This window comes from Mycoplasma sp. 1578d (assembly GCF_024582695.1).
Classification (GTDB): Bacteria; Bacillota_I; Bacilli_A; order Mycoplasmatales; family Metamycoplasmataceae; genus Mycoplasmopsis.
Map to the genome: position 1 here is coordinate 428,007 of NZ_CP102081.1, position 21,307 is coordinate 449,313.

Annotated in this window: 11 protein-coding genes; all 11 read left to right on the forward strand. The window is 27.8% G+C overall.

Going from position 1 to position 21,307, the window contains the following annotated elements; all coding sequences use genetic code 4:
• The first annotated feature begins 19 nt into the window (after nucleotides 1-19).
• The 11 genes from NPA11_RS01760 (at nucleotide 20) to NPA11_RS01810 (ending at nucleotide 21,225) form a co-directional block, all read left to right on the forward strand.
• Nucleotides 20-2,002 (forward strand): MIP family Ig-specific serine endopeptidase, encoded by a 1,983-nt coding sequence (locus tag NPA11_RS01760; protein ID WP_257043929.1) that lies wholly within the window; start codon nucleotides 20-22, stop codon nucleotides 2,000-2,002.
• A gap of 97 nt (nucleotides 2,003-2,099) precedes the next feature.
• Nucleotides 2,100-3,518, forward strand: coding sequence for a hypothetical protein (locus NPA11_RS01765; protein WP_257043930.1), 1,419 nt, complete (start codon nucleotides 2,100-2,102; stop codon nucleotides 3,516-3,518).
• 146 nt (nucleotides 3,519-3,664) lie between these two features.
• Nucleotides 3,665-5,377 (forward strand): DUF31 family protein, encoded by a 1,713-nt coding sequence (locus NPA11_RS01770; protein ID WP_257043931.1) that lies wholly within the window; start codon nucleotides 3,665-3,667, stop codon nucleotides 5,375-5,377.
• Between the two features lie 120 nt (nucleotides 5,378-5,497).
• Entirely contained in the window at nucleotides 5,498-6,379 is an 882-nt protein-coding gene (locus NPA11_RS01775; RefSeq protein WP_257043932.1) for a hypothetical protein, read from the forward strand.
• A 6-nt stretch (nucleotides 6,380-6,385) separates the two neighbouring features.
• The gene (locus NPA11_RS01780) at nucleotides 6,386-10,513 is read left to right on the forward strand and encodes an Eco57I restriction-modification methylase domain-containing protein (protein WP_257043933.1); all 4,128 of its coding nucleotides are present in this window, start codon (nucleotides 6,386-6,388) and stop codon (nucleotides 10,511-10,513) included.
• A 260-nt stretch (nucleotides 10,514-10,773) separates the two neighbouring features.
• On the forward strand, nucleotides 10,774-11,427 hold the full coding sequence (locus tag NPA11_RS01785) for a hypothetical protein (protein WP_257043934.1): 654 nt from the start codon (nucleotides 10,774-10,776) through the stop codon (nucleotides 11,425-11,427).
• Nucleotide 11,428: 1 nt separating this feature from the next.
• Nucleotides 11,429-12,259, forward strand: a complete 831-nt coding sequence (locus tag NPA11_RS01790; RefSeq protein WP_257043935.1) for an MAGa7180 family putative nuclease — start codon at nucleotides 11,429-11,431, stop codon at nucleotides 12,257-12,259.
• 89 nt (nucleotides 12,260-12,348) lie between these two features.
• Nucleotides 12,349-13,251, forward strand: coding sequence for an MAG4940 family membrane protein (locus NPA11_RS01795; protein ID WP_257043936.1), 903 nt, complete (start codon nucleotides 12,349-12,351; stop codon nucleotides 13,249-13,251).
• Between the two features lie 2 nt (nucleotides 13,252-13,253).
• Nucleotides 13,254-15,578 (forward strand): MSC_0775 family lipoprotein, encoded by a 2,325-nt coding sequence (locus NPA11_RS01800; RefSeq protein WP_257043937.1) that lies wholly within the window; start codon nucleotides 13,254-13,256, stop codon nucleotides 15,576-15,578.
• 456 nt (nucleotides 15,579-16,034) lie between these two features.
• Complete coding sequence (locus tag NPA11_RS01805; protein WP_257043938.1) at nucleotides 16,035-18,302, forward strand: MSC_0775 family lipoprotein; 2,268 nt, start codon at nucleotides 16,035-16,037, stop codon at nucleotides 18,300-18,302.
• 322 nt (nucleotides 18,303-18,624) lie between these two features.
• The gene (locus tag NPA11_RS01810; protein WP_257043939.1) at nucleotides 18,625-21,225 is read left to right on the forward strand and encodes an MSC_0775 family lipoprotein; all 2,601 of its coding nucleotides are present in this window, start codon (nucleotides 18,625-18,627) and stop codon (nucleotides 21,223-21,225) included.
• Nucleotides 21,226-21,307 lie beyond the last annotated feature (82 nt).

Here is a 21,307-nt window from a genome sequence, read left to right on the forward strand (position 1 = left end):
CTATAATTACCATGTTGTGTTGAAATTTAAAAAATTCTTACTTGTTTTTAGTTCTGTTTTACCGATCGGTTTAATAGGATGTAATTTAAATAATCAGGTTCAAATTAATGAACCTGTTTTAACTCCACCAATTAATCCTCCCAAAGAACAAAAAAACCAGCAACCAGAAACCAAAATACAATCTGATAATAATGATAATAATCAGCAAAATTCTTCAAATCCTGAAAATTCTAAAATAGTACCAATCGATGAATCCAAGGATGAAAGACCTAAACAAGAGCAACCTGTAAATAAGTCAGATAGTTCAATTAATAATAATAATAATAATAGTGTTAAGGAAAATGATTCAGAGCCAAAACCAAGCGGACCTAAGGTCGAAGATAAACCTATTTCAGTTCCAAGTTCTACTCCAAATCCTGAACCAGTAAAATCAAAAATAATTACTCCAAGTGTTCTAACGCCTGCTAAGCTTAAACCAACACCCAAGCCAGTTGTAAATGCTCCAGTAAAACCAATTGAAACTGTTCACCCTAAACCTAAACCCCAACCACCTGTTCCTAAACAATCTGATGCAACAAAGCCAAAGCCAAAGCCTGAAACTGTTTCTCCAAAACAAATTGAAACTTTAGCTAAATTCACTCCAAGTATAGCTGACAAAAGTACATATTTAAAAGATAATGATCAATATATCCAGTCAATTAAGCGAAGAACTTTTTCGTTGAGATGATCGTATGATGAATTTGATCCTGAAAAATTAACTGTTACAAAAAAAATAACTACTAGCGGAACTATTTGATTATTAGATTATGCGCATATTCAAAAAGGAAGATTTAAATTATATTTCGGGACCAATTATCACGTTGCTTCGAATTTATTTTCCTCAAGAGATTATAAAATTTATCAACAACCAAAAAAATTACAAAAATACATTCCTCAAAATTTTCAACTAACCTGAGCTGGAGATGCATACGATTCAACTCCTGAATTAGATTCATATAATTGATACAGTGCTAGAATTGGATTTGATAGTCAAATAATAACCTTTAGAAACTTCTTTTTAGCTCAAAACTTCATGGATAAACAATCAGTGCCAGCAGAATATGGACCATATTTTGCTGATTTTGCTGTAATTGAAATGGATGTAGACTTAAACGCTTTATATGATATATATTTATCATCTAATAATATTAGTGCACGAAATTTAATTATTAAAATCGAAGGTGCTATTAATGAATTAAATAGAAGTATTGCTAGATTTAAAAAACCTAATGATAAAAATACTTATTTACTAAATAACAAATCACTTCCTTACGCAACATTAGATTATGCAACCGTAAGAAACATTGGTAAATGATCTCAATACTCTACTCCAAACGAGTTAAGTAATTTATTAAATCAATATTTAAGTACTTATCAATATGCACTAGCTCCACAAAACTTATATAGTTTTGGTTATCCATCGTCTGGTAAAGGTGGATTAGAAATTTATAAATCAATTCAAAATTCACAAAAAGACACTTTAGGACCAGATAAAACTGATCCATCACTTAATTTTTCAATTAATGATAATTTCCATTTTAGACCATTCGATAAAGATTCGCAATATTTTAACAATCAAGTAGCGATGAAATTTTATGGATTTTTAGATAGTTTCCAAACTCAAAATGGTCCAAAACCAGGAGCATCTGGCTCGTTAATTTTAAACGAACAAGCACTTCCAGTGGGATTATTGCTTGGTCATTTAACTCTAACTAATCAACATGGTCAACCAATTAACAATGATTCAAAAATTAGTACTGTTCTCTTTCAACCTTTTTCATTAAACCAACCTATTTTCTCACCATATACTAAATCTACAATTCAAGCTTATAATCTAATTGATCATACATCAAGTAAATTATATCCACATCAAAAAGTATCATATCGCTCACGCTTGAATGATGTTTATGGAAAAGATTTTAAAACAGCAATTTTTGGTGGACAGTTAGTAAATTTTAGATAATCAAAATCAAATATGTTGTTAATAACATGTTTGATTTTTTAATGAAAATAAATAATAAATCACTGTTTCTTGTAAAATATTATTAATTAGGAAAAATATGAAAATAATCAAGAAAATATTTATCAGTTTATCTTTAATGGGTCCAATTGGTTTGATCAGTTGTGGTTATGAAAACGTTTCAAAAAACGACCAAAATCCATCTGAATCTGCACAAGATCCAAATCCAGAATTACAAAAAGAACAATCACCAAGTAACCCAGATTCAGATCCATCAAAAACTTCTGAACCAGATCAAGAAACAAATTATCCTAAACTTGAACTAAGCACAGTTAATAAAAACACTTATTTAGAAAATAATGATGAATATATCCAGGCGATAAAAAATAGAACTTTTTATTTATGAGAAACTTCAGAATCTAAAAAAGAATCAACATTGCACAATGATGGTGCAAATATTTGATTACTAGACTATGCTCGTATTAGTAAAAATAAATTTAAATTATTCTTTGGAAGTAGTTACACCAATGCTTCGAGATTTTTTAGTGAAGATGATTATAACTATTATCAACAAACTGACAGACTAAATCAATATACACCTATATCTTTTACTTTAGGTTGATCAGAAGATGCTTATGATCCTTCACCAACAGCTAAAATAGGAAAATGAATTGAAAAGAAATTTTTAATTAAAGAAAAATCTGTAATGATAAGAAATTTTATGCTACAACGTGATATAGTTCAAAATGGTAATTATCCAAAAAACATAAACTTTGCCGTGGTAGAAATGGATATTGATCTAGATCAATTATCTAAAAATGATAATGATTTAAAATTACGAGCAAAAATTATCAGTGCAATTAATGAAGTTAATAAAAGCATCATAAGATTTAAGCAAGCAGATGCTCAACATGAATACTTATTTAATGACAAATCAGTTCCATACGCTACTTTAGATTATAGTTCGGTACAAAATTTAAATCATTTAAGTAAACAAACTGACAAATTGGAAATAGATCGCATAATAAAAGAATATTTTGAAAAGGAAAAATATACATTAGCACCAGAATTTGTGTATAACTTTGGATACACAAATCCAATCAGAAGTCAAATTGTCAATGTTAATAATGTTTCCGAATCAGAAAAAGATAAATTAGGTCCTAGTAAGGAAGTTGGAGATTTAAAATTTGAAATATGAGGTGGAAGCGATTACTCATACTCACTTTTTATTCAAAATCACTCAGATGACATTTCATTAGGTTCACTAGTTGTTAATGAACAAGGTCTTCCTATTGGTGTGGTAAGCGGAAAAAGAACAGAAGGTCAAAAATTATGAGACGATAAATTTAAACTAAAAATACAAATTCAACCATTTACCCTAAAATTTGAAACTTCTAAAAATTTACCAAATAGAGAATACGATTTAATTAACGAGAACTATCGAAAAACTTTAGTAAGCGTATATGGAAAACATTACAAAACAGCAATTTTTGGTGGTGAATTAGCTGATTTAAAATAATTAAGAGCAATTTAGAAATTTCTTAGAAGAATTAAAACATCTTATTTTAAAGATGTTTTAATTTTATGTTTGGTTAAGTTAGTTTATATCAGATTTAAATATTCTTGTTTTATTTAACTAAAGAAAAAGTTATAATTAATATCAATATGGTTAAGATTAAGAAAATAATGCTTGTTTTTAGTTCTTTTTTACCAATTGGTTTAATTGCATGTAATACAAATAATTCATTTCAAAGTCAAAATACTGTTCTAAATTCATTAAAAGAATCTCAACAAGATTTGGGTTTTAGAATGCCAAAAACCAATTATCAAAACAGCACTAAAAACACAAAAAATGACACTATTACCCCTAGAATTAAAGATAAATTAACTACAAATATCAATCCAAAAGATTCAAATCAAGCAAGTAATTCTGAACCTAAGAAGCAAGAAAGAGTTGAACTAGATCCTAGCAATGCCCCTACAGGAACTAAATTAAAAAATAATGATCAATATATTCAATCTATTAACAATCGTACATTTCTCCTAAGGTTATATTTAGAAGATAATACTCAAAAAGAAGAAAATGGAAAATCTACAGTTTTAAAAGCTGGAACTGTTTGATTATTTGATTATGCCCATGAAAAAAATAATAAATTCAAACTCTTTTTTGCAACTAATTACAATACAGCTCTAAATTTATTTTCAGAAAAGGATTATCAAGTTTACCAACAGCCTCAAAAATTAGAACGATATAAACCTTTAAAATATAGTTTTTCTTGAACTAAAGATCCTTATTATGACAATTTTTTTGGTAAACATGACAATAATTTAAAAATTTATGAAAATAATTTTGATAATTCACAAATTACTCTTAGAAATTTTTATTTAGCTCAAGATTTTATGAATCAAAAGGCAGTGCCAGCAGAATATGGCCACTATTTTGCTAATTTTGCAATTATAGAAATGGATCTAGATTTAGATACATTATCAGATAATAAAGACTCTTCAAAATCACAAGAATTCAAACAAAAAATAATATCTGCTATTACCGAAGTTAATGAAAGTATTGAACGGTTTGAACATCCAGAAAATCAAGCTATTTATTTAATGAACAATAAAACAATTCCATATGCTACTTTAGATTATCAAACCACAAATAAAATTCGTGATCTTTCACGTGAATCATCGGGTGAAAAAGTGAATTCGCTAATTAACACATATTTAAAAGATTATGAATATAGTTTTAAACCAGATGCTATTTATAGTTTTGGTTACAATATATCTCCATTAATAAAAAGACAACAGTATCAAGAAGAATGAGTAGAAATTTTTAATACATTAAGTAATAATATTTATTATAATGATAATTATCGTTGAAATAAAAACGAAAATGAAAATAAAAACATTTTAGGCAGAAATCCACGTGATCCTGAATTAAATTTCAAAGTTAATGATTCTTGACATTTAACATCTTACGATAGAGAAACTTCTTATTTTAACGATTGAGTTGATATGAAGTTTTATGGAAATTTAGTTTCGGTAAATCTTCCACACAGCTCTCAAAAGCTTTCTGCTGGTTCATTAATTCTTAACGAACAAGCTCTACCATTAGGTTTAATAATCGATAGTTCAAGAAATATAAATGGTTATGACAATTATGATCAAAAAGGAATTACATTATTCCAACCTTTTACACAAAATATCCCAACTTTTCAATACAGAACTCAAACCACCATCCAACCATATAATCTAATCGATCACACATCAAATAATTTATATCAAGACCAAAAAATTTCATATCGTTCACGTTTAAATGATGTTTACGGGAAAGATTTTAAAACAGCAATTTTTGGTGGGCAATTAGTTAATTTAAAATAAGCCAAATCAAACATGTTATTAATAACATGTTTGATTTTTTTTCATGAAAAGAAATAATAAATCACTGTTTCTTGTAAAATTACATTACTGACATAATCAAGATTTTATTAAAGGAGTGAGATGAATTTTTTAACTAATGAAAAAGAACAAAAATGAAATAAGAAAATTCTAAAAACTCTTTTACTCGATCGTACAACAGGTAAAAATATTATCTGAGCAAGTAGTGATTATGAACATTTAGGTTCTTTATATTCTCCAAGCTCAACCATTGAATATAAATTAATTACTGGAGTTAATAAAAATTTAATTCAACCTAGAGTTCTTAAATCTCGGGAGAATCAGACCTTAAGAACTAGAACCAAAGCTGAAGTCTTTACCCCGAGTTGATTATGTAATAAAATGAATAATCTTGTTGATCATGCCTGATTTGGTTATAAGCATGTTTTTAATCTTGAAAAACCAAAAGGTTGAATAGCAATCAAGAGAAAAATTGTTTTTCCGGACAATAAAACTAAAACGTGAAAAACATATGTTGATGAAAATCGATTAGAAATCACTTGTGGCGAAGCTCCGTATTTAGTCAGTCGATACGATACAGTTTCTGGAGCATATATTCCTATAAATGAGCGAATTGGTCTTTTAGATCGCAAAATGCGAATTGTTAAAGAAAACACTAACAACGAAGCAGAATGATTAAAATGAGCTCAAAGAGCTTTTGAAAGCGTGTATGGATTTGAACTTCAAGGCGATAATTTACTCATAGCTCGGAAAAACTTATTAGCTAGCTATGTTGATTATATGCAAGATGCCCTTAAAAGAGAACCTAGTGATAAAGAATTGCTTAAAATTGCAAGAATTATATCGTGAAATTTGTGGCAAATGGACGGATTAACGTTTGCAGTTCCAAATTCACAAGAAATTAATTCAAGTACTTGATGTGTTATAAAAAACTGAAGAAGCAAAAAGAAAGTTATTTTTAAAAATTTAATTAAGGAGAGCTAAAAACAAATGAACAAAAGTAGGATTGAAAATTTAAAAGAATTAGATGGGATAATTCAAGGACGAATTGAACCATACATATATGCTTTTTCAACTAATACCATTCCAAATTATTTAAAAATCGGAGATACTTATCGTGGGGTTTTAACTCGATTAAATGAATGAAGATTTATTTATCCATGTCTTGAGAAAAAATACGAAAACAAAGCACTTGTTAACGATCATATTTACTTTAGAGACTTTTCAATTCATCAATTTTTAGAACAAGATTTAAATAAGCAACGTTTGCAAGAGAAAGAATTATCGAGTAAAATTCTTTACAGTAAAGAATTTTTTAAAGATACAATATCTCAGGAAATAGATAAAGCAATTGAAGATATTAAAGATAATTATAATAGGAATACTGGTAAATATAAATATTACAAAATTGATGACAAAGCATCTCAAGACTTCCAATATCAAAGAGGAGAGTCTTGAACATTAAGACCAAATCAACAATTAGCTGTTGATAAATTTGTACAAGCTTGACAAAACGGAAGAACCAATCTGCTAATGTATGCAGTGATGCGTTTTGGTAAATCGTTTACCGCACTTTGTTGTGCATTAGAAATGAAGGCTAATTTAGTTTTAGTTGTATCAGCCAAAGCAGATGTTAAGGAAGAATGAAAGAAAACAGTTGAAAGTGCTGGTAATTTTAAAGATTATCGTTTTTTAGATTCAGAGAATTTATCAAGAAATCCAAATGCAATTAAGGATACATTATCGAGTCAAAAAGTAGTTATATTTTTAACATTACAAGATCTTCAAGGTAACAAAACTAAGGCTAAGCACAAAGAATTATTAAATCAATTATTTGATTTATTAATTATTGACGAAACCCATTTTGGAGCACGAGCTCAATCATTTGGGCAAAAAATAGAAAACACATCTCATTCTAACTCTGAACAAAAATATATTAAAAACCTAAATGATGAAGTGATTGATCCTGAAATAGCTAAAGAACAAGTTAATAGTATAAAGGCAAAAATTAAACTTCATCTCTCGGGTACCCCTTATCAGATCTTAATGGGCAGTGAATTTGAAAAAGAAGATGTTATCTCATTTGTGCAATTTTACGATATTTTTAAAGAACAAGAACAATGAAATAAAGATAATTTATATAAGGATAATGTTAATGAATGAGATAATCCTTATTATGGTTTTCCACAAATGATTCGGTTTGCTTTTAACCCAAATGAATCTTCACGTAGAAAAATGGAAGAGCTAAAAAGCACAAAAATTAGCGTTTCTCTTTCTGATTTATTTGAACCACAGTCAATTATAAAAGACCGAAAAGAAATGTATAAAAAATTCACAAATCAAAACGAAGTACTTGATTTGCTACAGGTAATTGATGGTAGCAAAGAAGATGAAGATTTACTAGGATTTTTGGATTATGACAAAATTAAACAAGGTAATATGTGTAGACACATGGTTATGGTGCTACCATATTGTGCTTCTTGTGATGCAATGGAAGAGCTCATTAAATCAAATAAAAACATTTTTAAAAATTTAGGTGATTACGAGATCATAAACATTTCAGGTTTAAATGCAAGAAGAAAATATAGGAAACCAATTGATATCAAAAATAAAATTCGAAAATGTGAAAAAGAGAATAAAAAAACTTTAACACTTACAGTAAATCGAATGTTAACTGGTTCAACCGTGGAACAATGAGATTCTATGCTTTATTTGAAAGATAGTTCTTCACCACAAGAGTATGATCAGTCCATTTTTAGACTTCAAAATCAATATATTCGAATATTAAAAAATAAAGATGGCGACTTAATTAAAGAGAATCTTAAACCTCAAACATTACTTGTAGATTTTGATCCAAACAGAATGTTTAGAATGCAAGAGCAAAAATCATTAATTTATAATGCTAATATTGAGCAGAATGGTAATAGTAAATTAAGAGATAGAATAGCCAAAGAATTACGCATTTCTCCAATTATTGTGATGAATAAAAATAAAATTCATCAAGTAGAACCCAGTGATATTTTAAAAATAGCTAGTGAATATAATAATCAAAAAAGCATTTTAGATAAGGTCTTAGATATCCCGATTGATTTCTCAATACTTAATGATAAAGATGTAAGAATGGTAATCCAAAGTCAAGGAGAATTTAATTCCAAACAAGGACTAGAAATTACTCCATTTGAAGGAATACAAGACGAATTAAATATTGACGAATTAAATGATAATAATTATAATTCATCGAGCAAAGACGAACCTTCTTCTAAATCAAAAAATAAGTTAAAAAAAGATAAACTCAAAAAACTCGAAAAACAAATCAGGACTTATTATCAAAGATTATTATTTTTTGCTTTTTTAACTAAAGATAAGGTCCATTCATTAGATGATATTTTAAATGTAATAAACAAAAAAGAAAATAATAGAATTGCTGAAAATTTACAATTAGAAAAAGAAGAAATCAATAAAATGTCTAAATCAATGAAGAATCCATTTAAAAAAAGTATGTTAGATTATAAAATCCAAAATACTTCAATGCTTGCTCATGACGAAGAACTTACACCCCTTGAAAGAACCCTTAGAGCTATAAAAAACTTTAATAGAATGTCAGAATATGAAATTATAACACCTTCAAAAATTTGTGATGATATGGTTAATTCATTACCTAAAAAAGAAATTAAACAAATAGTTAGAAATAAAGAAAAGTTCCTAGATATTGCAAGTAAATCAGGAGAATATGCATTAGCTTTATATAAAAGGTTAACAAACGAATTAGAATATCATCATGATGAAATAAAAGATCTTATTTATTCAATTCCTACATCTTCTGTAGCGTATGAATTTACTAGAAAATTTTATGAAATTTTAGATCTTAATTTAGAAAATATTTCAAGTCACTTCAATTCAATCAATTTAATTGAAGAAAACCATTTAAAAGAAAAAGATACGACGATAGCTGATACAAATTTAGATTTTAAAAAAATAAATAATTTATTAACACAAGATAAAAAATTTAGCGAAATAACAATGAAAGATGAAATAAAACCAGGAGATAATATGATTAAATTTGGTGCAGTAGTAGGAAATCCACCATATCAAAAAAACTTAATTAAAAATAATGATAATCTTTCATTAGAAGATGAAAGTCAAATTAAAAAAAATACTTCACTTTCCAAACAATTGTTTCCATATTTTGTTATGATTGGCATGCAATTATCAAATAATTACACTTCAATGATTATTCCTGCAAGATGATTTGCTGGAAAAGGTCAAGATGGATCATTTGTAAAATTTCGCAAATTTATTAAAAACAAAAATAATATATTCCAGTTACATTTATTTGAAGATTCGCAAGTTATTTTTGAAGATGTAAAACTCGCTGGTGGTGTATGTTATTTCCTTTCTGACAGGAAAAATAATGAAAAATTAGATTTTATAAAGCATAATTCTAACGAGAAAGAAACAAAACAAGAAAGGGAACTATTTTTTGGAGATTTAGAATTTATTTTAAGAGATAAACGTGATTATTTTATTCTTGCTAAAATTTTGAAAAATAATTTCGCTTCTTTAAACCAGATCACACAACCTAGAAATGCATTTGGTATAAGCGGTAAAAATGAATATGTTAAAAAAATATCAAAAGAACAAGCTTTTAAAAATGGATACGAATTAATGTGTAGAGAAAATAAAATAAGATATATTAGTCGAGATAAAGTGCTTAAAAATAAAGAATTATTTGATAATTACAAAATTTTTATTTCTAAAACAGCAAAATTTAATCCTTTAGATAAAAAAATTCTCAAAGAACCTCTTGTCGCTAATCGAAAAACCGCTTGCACAGATTCTTTCATTCCTATTGGTAATTTTAAAAGTCTTAAAGAAGCTAAAAGTTTAGAAAAATATATCAAAACTAGATTTTTTAGATTTTTTGTTTCGCTTTTAAAAATTTCACAAAATACTTGTCAAAATGTTTATGAATTTGTGCCAATGCAAAATTTTACTAGTCGCTCAGACATAGACTGAGCGCAGTCGATAGGCGCAGTCGATGAACAATTATTTAATAAATATAATTTATCTACTAGCGAAAAAGAATACATCAAAACTTCAATCGAAGAGATGAATTAAGTATAATCAAATAATTTTCATGAATCATTCCTTCATAATCTCAAGAATAATTTCAAGGACATTTTTTATATAAAAACCTGATTAATCACTCAAAAATTACACCACATACTAAAAAATCAATTTTATTAAATATAAATTTCATATTTTCTAAATATGCACATTTTAACAAGCTAAACAAATTTTTTAGCTTGTTTTATTTAAATTAAAATACATTAATTTATAATAATTAAAAGTACATTTTTGTTCAAAAGGAAGGGATTATGGAAGTTAAAAAAAACAGACATTCAATTATTTTAATTAATGGAAAAAGAAGAAGTGGTAAAGGTCTTTTATCCAAAGCCATAGCAACACTTGCTGAAGAAAAGGACTATAAAGGGAATGTGTACATTCTTTCTTTTGCTCAGGCAATTAAAAAAATTACTGAATCAATTTTAGTTGAATTAAAATGAGATGGTGAAAACAAAGAAATTGTGCGTCCGCTTTGAATTGCTATGGGTGAAGTAGGTCGTAATATTGATAATAATATTTGATGCTCTCGGGTAATGGATAAAATTCGTGAAATCATTAAAGAAGTTAATAAACAAGGAAAAAATTCACTCTTTTTAATTGATGATTTACGCTTTCCTAATGAACTTGATTTTTTTAAAGGTTCATTAGCTGAATTGCAACAAATAGTTGGAGGTAATGCAAATGTTTCGGTCAATGCTATTCGGATTCAAAAATTCTTTGATGCGACAAAATTTGTACCTGGAGTGGACGATAATTCAACTGAAACTAGTTTTGATAAAATTGTTAATTTATGTTTTGACCATATTATTCCAGAAAATATTTTAATTGATCAACACTGAACTGCTAACTTTGAGAAAGTGAATATGTATGCTAAAATAATTTATGACAATTATTTAGCAAGATAATATGGTAAAACGAAAATACTACAACAATATTCATTATGTTATTGATGAAGAACAAAAAATTGTGGTTTTAAAACCAGAGTTTCATGCTGAATTATTAAGTTTTGATAAATTTAAAGGATTTAAGAAAATTGGTGGGAGCACCATTGGAGATGTGCTATTAACTGGTGGATTTAAATCACAATTTTCAGCCTTTTGTCATATCGCTCGCCTAAAACTTCCAGTTTTAGCAAAAAAATATGTTAATGCTGGGACTATTTTAGAACCTCGTGTCTTTGATGCATTTCGGAACGCATATCCAAATGAACAAATTTTAAATTATCAAGCACATGAATATAATTACAACTTTTTTGAAGGAAAAAACGATTATATTATCGGAGTTCCAGATGGTTTTTTGCCAAGCAAAAATTGTGTTTTGGAAATCAAAACCGCTGGAGAATCTAAAATTGATAAATGAAACAAAGAAGTAGAACCTTCATATCGCAAGCAAGCTCAACTTTATGCTTATTTAATGAACGCAGAGCGTTATAAAATCATTGCTTTATTTTTAAAAGAAGATCAAGGCGATTATCTTCACCCTGAGCTAGTTGATTTAAAAAAACGTAAAATTAAAGCTTATGATTTTGTGGTTAATTATGCTGAAGCTCAAGATGATATTGAAAAAGTTAAACAATGGTTTGTTCACCACACTCAAACCGGAGTCTCGCCACAATATAATTTATCAATTGATACTGATCAAATTGAATATTTAAAATGTTCTACCCCTCAAGAATGAGAGAATTTACTTAATCATTGAATCAAAATTGGCAAAGCCGATCCTGATTGTCAAGCATAAAACATTACTCAAGCAAGTATCTTTATACTTGTTTTTTATTAAATTTAGATTTTATTGTCTTAATTTAATATAATTAAAATTGATATATTATGACACCAAAACAATTATTATCTGTTTGATGAAGTAGTCAAGGTTTTTTTGCTGAAGCATTAGCCTCTTTTCTGTTAGTTTTTCTTGTTTTAATATTCATTTTTCTCACTAAAGCGTTTAAAATTAAACATCAAAAACTTTTTCTTTCAGCAACATTTACACTCGCTACATTTGTTATGTACATTCAAGTGTGATCAGCCTCTAAATATTCATTTAATAGCTCACCAACACCAATCGGGAATCCTATTTTTGTGTTTATGCAATCTGTGTTACAAGGTTTTAAATTTAGGGGTAGAACATATTCGTTTGATTATCAATACAAAGGAATTGCCTATTTAATTGCTGGAGAGTTTTTTGGTTTTATTTTAGCTTTAGGTGCTTTTTTGGTCTTATTTTGCCCAATGAAAAGGTATTTAAGTAAAATCAATACTAAAAATAAGGAAATAAAATCACTTACTTTGATTGATGTTTTTAAAAAAGAAGAACCCACAGTCTTAGGATATGCACTTAAAGAAGCAATTTTTATCATTATATTCTGTTTTGCTTTAGGGTATATTTTTTATATTCAAAATCCTCAATACGGACTCAGTAACTATGATGTTATTGTGGCTTTAAGTGTAGTGGTTTTTGTTCTTATTCTTGTTTCAAGTTATTTTGGCTTTTTTGCCTTTAATATTTTTATTGATTTATTTATTAGTGCCATTAACTTAATTTATGGAATTTTTGCAACCAAAACTAATATCCACGCAATCAAAAAACCCAACTTTTATCAAAATGATTACTCAATTTATTCTTTCCATATGCTAATTTCTAGTGCTTTAACAATTGTTATTCCATTCATTGTAAGCTTTATTAGTATTGGAATTTATCAATTAACTAAAGGAGACGGATTAAACTTTTAACCATGAAAAAATATTGGATTTTTAAAAAATTTATTTTACCCATCTCAGTTCTGAGCGGAGTTTCAAGTTCTTTAATTCTTGCTTCATGCAATAGCAATACATCGCAAGAACCAAAAATTAATTTAAGTAAAGAAATATCATCAAGCAACATGCTCGATGATATCCAAGCGAAATTCAATTTAACATCTTCATCTGAATTCTTTAAGTTTCCAGAAAACGTGGATGTAAGTAAAATTAAATTTGTAAACTTTGTTACATACAATTACATTGGACAATTTGTAAAATTTGATCAAAACCACTTAAGAAGCCTGCTTAAGAAGCAATTTCCTAAGCAAGAAAAATTTATCGATGGCTTAAAGTTTGAAATCAAATATCACAGTATTCGACAAAACATTGATAATAAAAATCAAACATTAATTCCGATTAATATTATCCACGAATTTAAAGATAAAAAACATTTATACGAATATCGAACTGTTGATTTTGTAGTTAATAATTTAGGTTCAGGAAATGAACCTAAATTGCAAAAACTCACTAATGAATTAAATATTTTAACTCAATTAGTTAATCAAAACAAACCAACAATTCAAGTTGCAAATGAGCAAGTAGTTCAACAAGTTTTACAAAATTATCGTTTAGATGAATTATCAAATGAGCAATTAAATAAATTGTTTAAACTTACACTAACAGAAGTTGTGAACAAAAAAATAAATGATCTTTGAGACAAAAATCATTATATGGCTAAAATCTTTGTCAATGGAATATCATTTGATTCAACTTTAAACAAAGCTTTTGTATCGATTAGAGTCTCGATCTCAGATAATAGTGCTGAAGTAACTAAAGTTTTGGAAAAACGTAAACCTCAAGATCCAAAACTCACTCGAGATGATTTTGTTACAGGACTTGGAAGCTTTTCAAATCTTAATATTGGAGATAATGTTAAAGTTGAATTAGATTATTCACAAACTGCTTTAAATTCATTTTTACTAAACGAACAACTTTCTTCATTAATTAAGATTAACATTAAAGACAATTCAGTCGCTACATACAACTTTAAAGAAATGAATCTTAGTGATTTTAGTGTTTATCTACCAGAACAATTTTCAGGTTTAATGCTCGAAAAAACTAAGGTAATTGATGCTAAAAATGCTGATTTTACTTTTAAACTAATTGATAGTAAAACTAAAAAAGAATATACATTTACTAAACACTTAGGATTAGGAAAATATGTAGATATCTTTAAACCAGATTTTGAAGAAGCTAATCCTAAAGCATATAACTTTGTTACTGGACCATTAACTAAAGAAAATCTTTCTAAAGTTAATCCGTCAATTTTTAGTGAATACGGAAACAAAATTCTTAGTGGTGGATATGATGACTTAAGAGGTTTTTACGCTTCTTCACCAAAATTCCCATACCAACTTCACCTTGGAGAAGATTATCTAGCTCCACGAAAAACCCCAATTATTGCTCCATATGATGGTGAAATTCTTGGAATAGTGTTCCATGATTACAAAGATAAAACCAAACACTTTGGCGAAGGAATTGGGACCACATTATTAATGAGAATTAAAACTGCTGATTTAGATATTTCTCCAAGAGAAAGAGAAATGCATTTTAAAGATGCTCAGTATGTGTATATGGGAATTATTCATCTTGATCAAGAATTAACCTTTAAAAATCAAGAATTAGGAATTAGTTCGCAACAAATTAATCAAATCAGCAAAATTAAAAAACTTGTAAACAATAAAGTGGTTGAACAGTCAGATGAAACTGTTGATACTTACGCAACTGTGCTTGATCCAAACACCAATAAACAAGTTGCAATTACTCCTAAAAATCCACTTAAAGTTAAAAAAGGACAAGTAATTGCTTATATTGGTGATCCAAGCGAAAATGGTGGATGAATGACTCATGCTCACATTTCAATAGTGGTTTCAGGAACTAAGAATTGAAATGAAAATGGATTTTGATCAGCTAAAAAAGATTATTACGAAAATAGATTAAAAAGTTATGATCCACAAAATCCAGATTTAAGCAAACATAGTTGAGCTGGAATTAGAGTGCCCGGAGTATATTTTAGTCAACTTGATCAAAAACGTCAGGTCAATTCTGCTACTCCTAAAATCGATTCAAAAACAGGAGATCCAATTTTAAGTGTTGATAATAAGGGGATTGATAGTGGGTTTAAATATTCATTTGCTATCTTTCCAATTGAAAATCTTGAACTTAGAGATAGTTTAAGAAATCCGAATATTTTATTTAAAATTCGTACTAAAGAAACCTTTACTTTTGATATTAATACCTTATTTAACATTGAAAAATAATTTATACAAAGCATCTAAAAAGATGCTTTTTTATTCATTTTGAGAAATGATTAGTATTTTATTAATTTTTCTTTTTATATTGTTATTTTTGTATAATAAAATGTGATACAACTCAGAAATAATTATCAAATAATTGATTAAGTCATTTCTGGTTTTTAGAAGATCCAACTTCGCTGTTATTAGTTTCACGTTGATCATTTATTTATTAGCACTAAAGTCATTAGAATATGTTTCATGTTTTAGTGATAATAAATAATATAAATGAAAAATAAATTCATTTATTTAATAATATAATCACACCGTTGATTAGCTTTGGATAAAGCTATCTTTTAGGACAATAAACTAATAAAAACCATTAATGATCTTGATTAAGAAAAACAATAACAAAAAGTTTTTAAAGCTTTATTAGTGCGAACACGCACAATATAATATAGGAGCATAAATCAGATTCAAACTATGAAAAAATATAAAATATTTAAAAAATTCATTTTACCTACATCGGTAATTAGTGGAGTTTCTAGTGCACTAGCGTTGGCATCGTGCACTAGTACAAATAATTCTATTAAAATTACCTATAGCAATGAAATATCATCAAGTAACATGCTTGATGATATGCAAGCTAAATTAAATCTTGCATCTTCATCTGAATTCTTTTTATTCCCTAAAGATGTAAATGTAAGCAATATTAAATTTACCGATTTTACGAGAAACAATTACATTGGACAATATGTCGAATTTAATAAAGATAATTTAAAAAAACTACTCAAAAAAGAATTTCCAAACGAGCAAGCATTTATTGATAGTTTAAAATTTAAAATTAGATACCACGATATTCGTCAAAATGAGAATAATATTAATCAAACTATTATTCCAGTTGAATTAAGACATGATTTGAATAGTGATAAACATTTATATGAAATTAGAACTATTGATTTTGTGGTAAATAATTTAGGTTCAAAAACAGACCCTAAATTAGAAAAATTAACTGGTAAATTTAACGAATTTACACAGTTGTTAAAAGTAAATAAACCAACAGTTTCAATTAATAGTGATGACAAAATAGTTAAAAAAGTAATTGGAAATGATCGTTTAGATGAATTATCAAACGAACAATTAAACCAATTGTTCACTATTGAATTACCTCAAGTAATCACTCAAAAAATTAACGAACTATGAGAAAAAGATAATATTAACACTAATATCTTTGTAGATAATGTTTCATTTGATTCTAAATTAAATCAAGCAATAGTTTCATTAAGAGTTGCCCTTGCCGATCAAAATGACGAAGTTCAAGAGTTTCTTAAAAAACCGGAAAATAAGGAAAAAACATTCACAAAAGCTCAACTTTTACAAGAAGTTGGGAAACTTTCAAAATTAAATATTGGAACTAATGTTTCATTAAGTGTTAATTATTCAAATAGCACTCTTAATTCGTATTTACTTAATGAACAATTAGCTCAATTAGTTAAGATAAACATTAAAGAAGGAACTGTAGCTTCATATAATTTTAAAACAATGAAAATCAGTGACTTTACTTTTTATAAACCTGAACAATTTTCAAGTTTAACCCTTGAAAGTACAAAAGCACTTGATTCAAAAAATGCACAATTTACTTTTAAAGCCAAAGATGCAAAAAATGGGCAAGAATATACCTTTACTAAACACTTAGGATTAGGAAAATATGCAGATTTCTTTAAACAAGAATTAGCTGAAGAAAATCAAAAAGCATATAATTTTATAACTGGACCACTCACTAGAGAAGATCTTACTAAAGTTAATGCGCAAATTTTTAGTCTTTATGGAAACAAAATTCTTAGTGGTGGATATGATGAATTAAGAGGATTTTATGCTTCTTCACCAAGATATCCATACCAACTTCACCTTGGAGAAGATTATTTAGCAAAGGAAAAAACACCAATATTAGCTCCATATGATGGAGAAATTTTAGGAATTGTTTACCATGATTATGTTGATCAAGCTAAAAATCTTGCTCAAGGAATTGGTACCACCTTGCTAATGAGGGTAAAAGTTGCTGATTTAAACCTTTCGCCAAGAGAAAAAGAAATGTATTTTAAAGATTCAGAGTACGCTTACATTGGAATGATTCACCTTGATCAAGAATTAACCTTTAAAAATCAAGAATTAGGAATTGGCTCAAAACAAAGAGAAACCACATCAGGAACAAACCGATCTGTTGATACATATGCAACTGTGCTTGATCCCAAAACTAATCAACAAGTAGCAATTACTCCAACTAATCCACTTAAAGTTACCAAAGGACAAATCATTGCTTACATTGGTAAAACTAGCGAAAATGGTGGATGAATGACACACGTGCATGTGACAGTAACAGCGTCAGGAACTAAAAACTGAAATGCAAACGGATTTTATTCACAAAGAAAAGATTACTACGAATCAAGAATTAAATCATATACTCCTGATGGTAAAAGCTTTAATTGAGCTGGAATTAGAGCTCAAGGTGTTTTAAGCAGTTCAACCGATTTTGCTCATCAAACTAATCCAAAATCTCCAGCGATTGACCCTAAAACCGGAAAAACTCTAACCCCAAAAGCTGACGGTAAAGGTAATTATGAATTTGCTGTTCTTCCGATTCAAGATAAAGAACTTAGAGACGGTTTAAGAGATCCAAACATTTTATTTAAAGTGCGTAGTAAAGAAACTTACGCTTTTGATATTAACGATTTATTTAAAATTAATCAATAATTTAATTTACAAGCATCTTTTTTAGATGCTTTTTTTGCTCAATGTATAAAACTGAAATTGTTTCCATTGTTAGCAACTAAGTCTGTATAACTACTTAGTAATAAGTTATTAGTATTTAGAACTTTTCAATTTGTTTTTAATTATTTTTTTCAATGATTATTTATTTATATTTTAAGTATTTTTGAATTTTCAATTGTGATTAAAAAATAATTGAATAAGCTTCAATTTAATTAAAACCACATGAGCAAAATGCCATAAACACCAACAAAGATCAATCAATTCAAATTGATAAAGAATCATCCAAAGGATTTAAATTTAGATTATGAAAAAATATAAAATATTTAAAAAATTTATTTTACCAATTTCAGTGTTAAGTGGGGTTTCGACTACTCTTGTTTTAGCTTCGTGCACTAGCACAGCTCCCAAAGAAACTCAACCAGTAGAAAAAACACCTAAATCGCCTGAAGCTAGTAAACCTGAACAACCTGCAAAAATAACTCAACCAAGCACTCAAGATTCTCAAGCAAACGAACAAAGTAAACAACCAAGCAAAGAAACATCATCAAACGAATCAACTAAAGAATCTACAGAAGAACCTGCAAAATCTCAAGAAAAGCCTGCATCAAATTTAGTTACCTTAATTCCAAGTACTCCAGTTAAAAATGATCAAACACAAGAAAACAAAGATCAAAATACAGATAAAAAAACCAAAAATTCAGAGGCTTCATCTTCTACAAAATCAGAAAATACTCAAACAGTACCTGTAGAATCACCAAGTGAAAAGATAACTTTAACTAATAAAATTTCATCAAGTAATATCCTTGATGAAATCCAAGAAAAATTAGATTTTACCCCTGGAGTATTCTTTGAATTTCCTAGTGGTGTAGATGTGGCTAATATTGTTTATGAGAATTTTGTCAAAAATAATTACATTGGACAACAAGCCAATTTTTTCAATGATAGTAAATTTATCAATTTACTTAAAAAACAAAGCCCAAACAATGATGCCTTTATTGACGAATTAGAATTTAATATTCAATATCACAATATTCGTCAAAATCTCAACAATCTGAATCAAACTATTATTCCTGTCGATATTATTCACCATATAGATCAATCTAAAGGATTATCTGAATATAGAACTATTAATTTTATAATCAATAATTTAGGTTCAAATACTAACGCAAACTTAAAAATATTAACTTCTCAATTTAATGAATTAACCCAATTATTAGAGCACAACAAGCCAACTCTTTCGCTTGGTGATCAGTCAAATATTAACGCTTTAATTAATAAATACAGATTAGATCAATTATCAAATGAACAATTAAATCAAATCTTTCAAATTGCTTTAGCACCTCAAGTACAAACCAAAATTAATGAACTTTGAACAAACCATCAAACTGTTACTAAGATTTTTGTTAATAAAATTTCATTTAATACTAATTTAAATCATGCTAACGTTTCGCTAAGAGTTGCTGTATCAGATAATCGAGATGAAGTATCTAAAATCAATCAAAATAATTCGCTTTCAAAAGAACAAATTCAACAACAACTTGCAAGCGTGTCTAAACTTAACATTGGCAAGGATATTGAGCTTGATTTTAATTATCAAAACACATTTTTAAGCTCATTTTTACTCAATGAACAATTAGCTAGATTGATTAAAATCAATATTAAAGATAATACTTTTGCTGGATATAACTTTAATCATCTTAATTTAAGTGATTTGACATTTTATAAACCAGATAGATTGAGTACTTTAAAACTTGTGAGTCATCAAGTATTAAATGCTAAGAATGCTAATTTTACTTTTAAAGCAACTGATTTAATAACCCAAAAAGAATATACTTTTACCAAACACATTGGACTTGGAGATTATGCTAATTTCTTCCAAAAAGATTTTGCCGAGAATAATTTAAAGGCATATTACTTTCAAGCTAAAACCTTAACAAATCAAAATATTAGCACTATCACTGAGCAAATGTTCAAGACTTATTCAAGCAATATTTTTACTGGTGGATATGATGAATTGAGAGCCTTTTATCCAAAATCGCCATCATATCCATATCAACTTAGTTTAGGAGAAGATTATTTAGCCCCAACAAAAACACCAATAGTTGCTCCATATGATGGTGAAATTCTAGGAATTGTATTCAATGACAAGAAAGATCCAGCTAAAAACGCTTTAGGAATTGGAACAGTTCTTTTAATGAGAGTTAATGTCGCTGATTTAAACCTTTCTCCAAGAGAAAAAGAAACTTATTTCAAGGACTCTCAATATGCCTATATTGGATTTGTTCGTTTGGATCAAGATAAAACCTTTAGTAACTCTGCATTAGGAATTTCAAAAGCTCAAGTACAAGAAGGTTCTGCTGTTGATGTTTACGCTACTAAATTAGACCCAAAAACCAATCAACAAGTCCCAATTACTCCAACTAATCCATTGAAAGTAACCAAAGGACAAATAATTGGTTATACTGGAGAATATCATAAAAATGGTTCATGAATGCCTCAAACACGTATTTCGATAATAGCTTCAGGAACTAAAAACTGAAATGCAAACGGATTTTATTCAGAAAGAAAAAATAATTTTGAAAACGGATTAAGTAAATATAATCCAACTGATTCAAAAACAAATAGATGAACTGCACTAAGAATGCAATTACTAGCTATAAGTACTCGTGATAAATCACATCAAAATCCACCAAACAACAATTCTCCAATAATTGACCCAAAAACTGGAGCCGCTATAGACCCTAAAAATCAATTCAGTAATTTTGGTTATTTATTTACGATCTTTCCAATTCAAGATCAAGAGCTTAAAGACGGCTTTAGAAATCCAAATATTTTATTTAAAGTTCGAAGCAAAGAAACTTATGCATTTGATATTCTTGCCTTAAGTAAACCAACTCAATCATAAAAGCATCTATGATGCTTTTTGTATAACCTTTTTTAACTCTTTTAATTTGCAAAATGTTCTTTTTAATTTATAATATATAAGA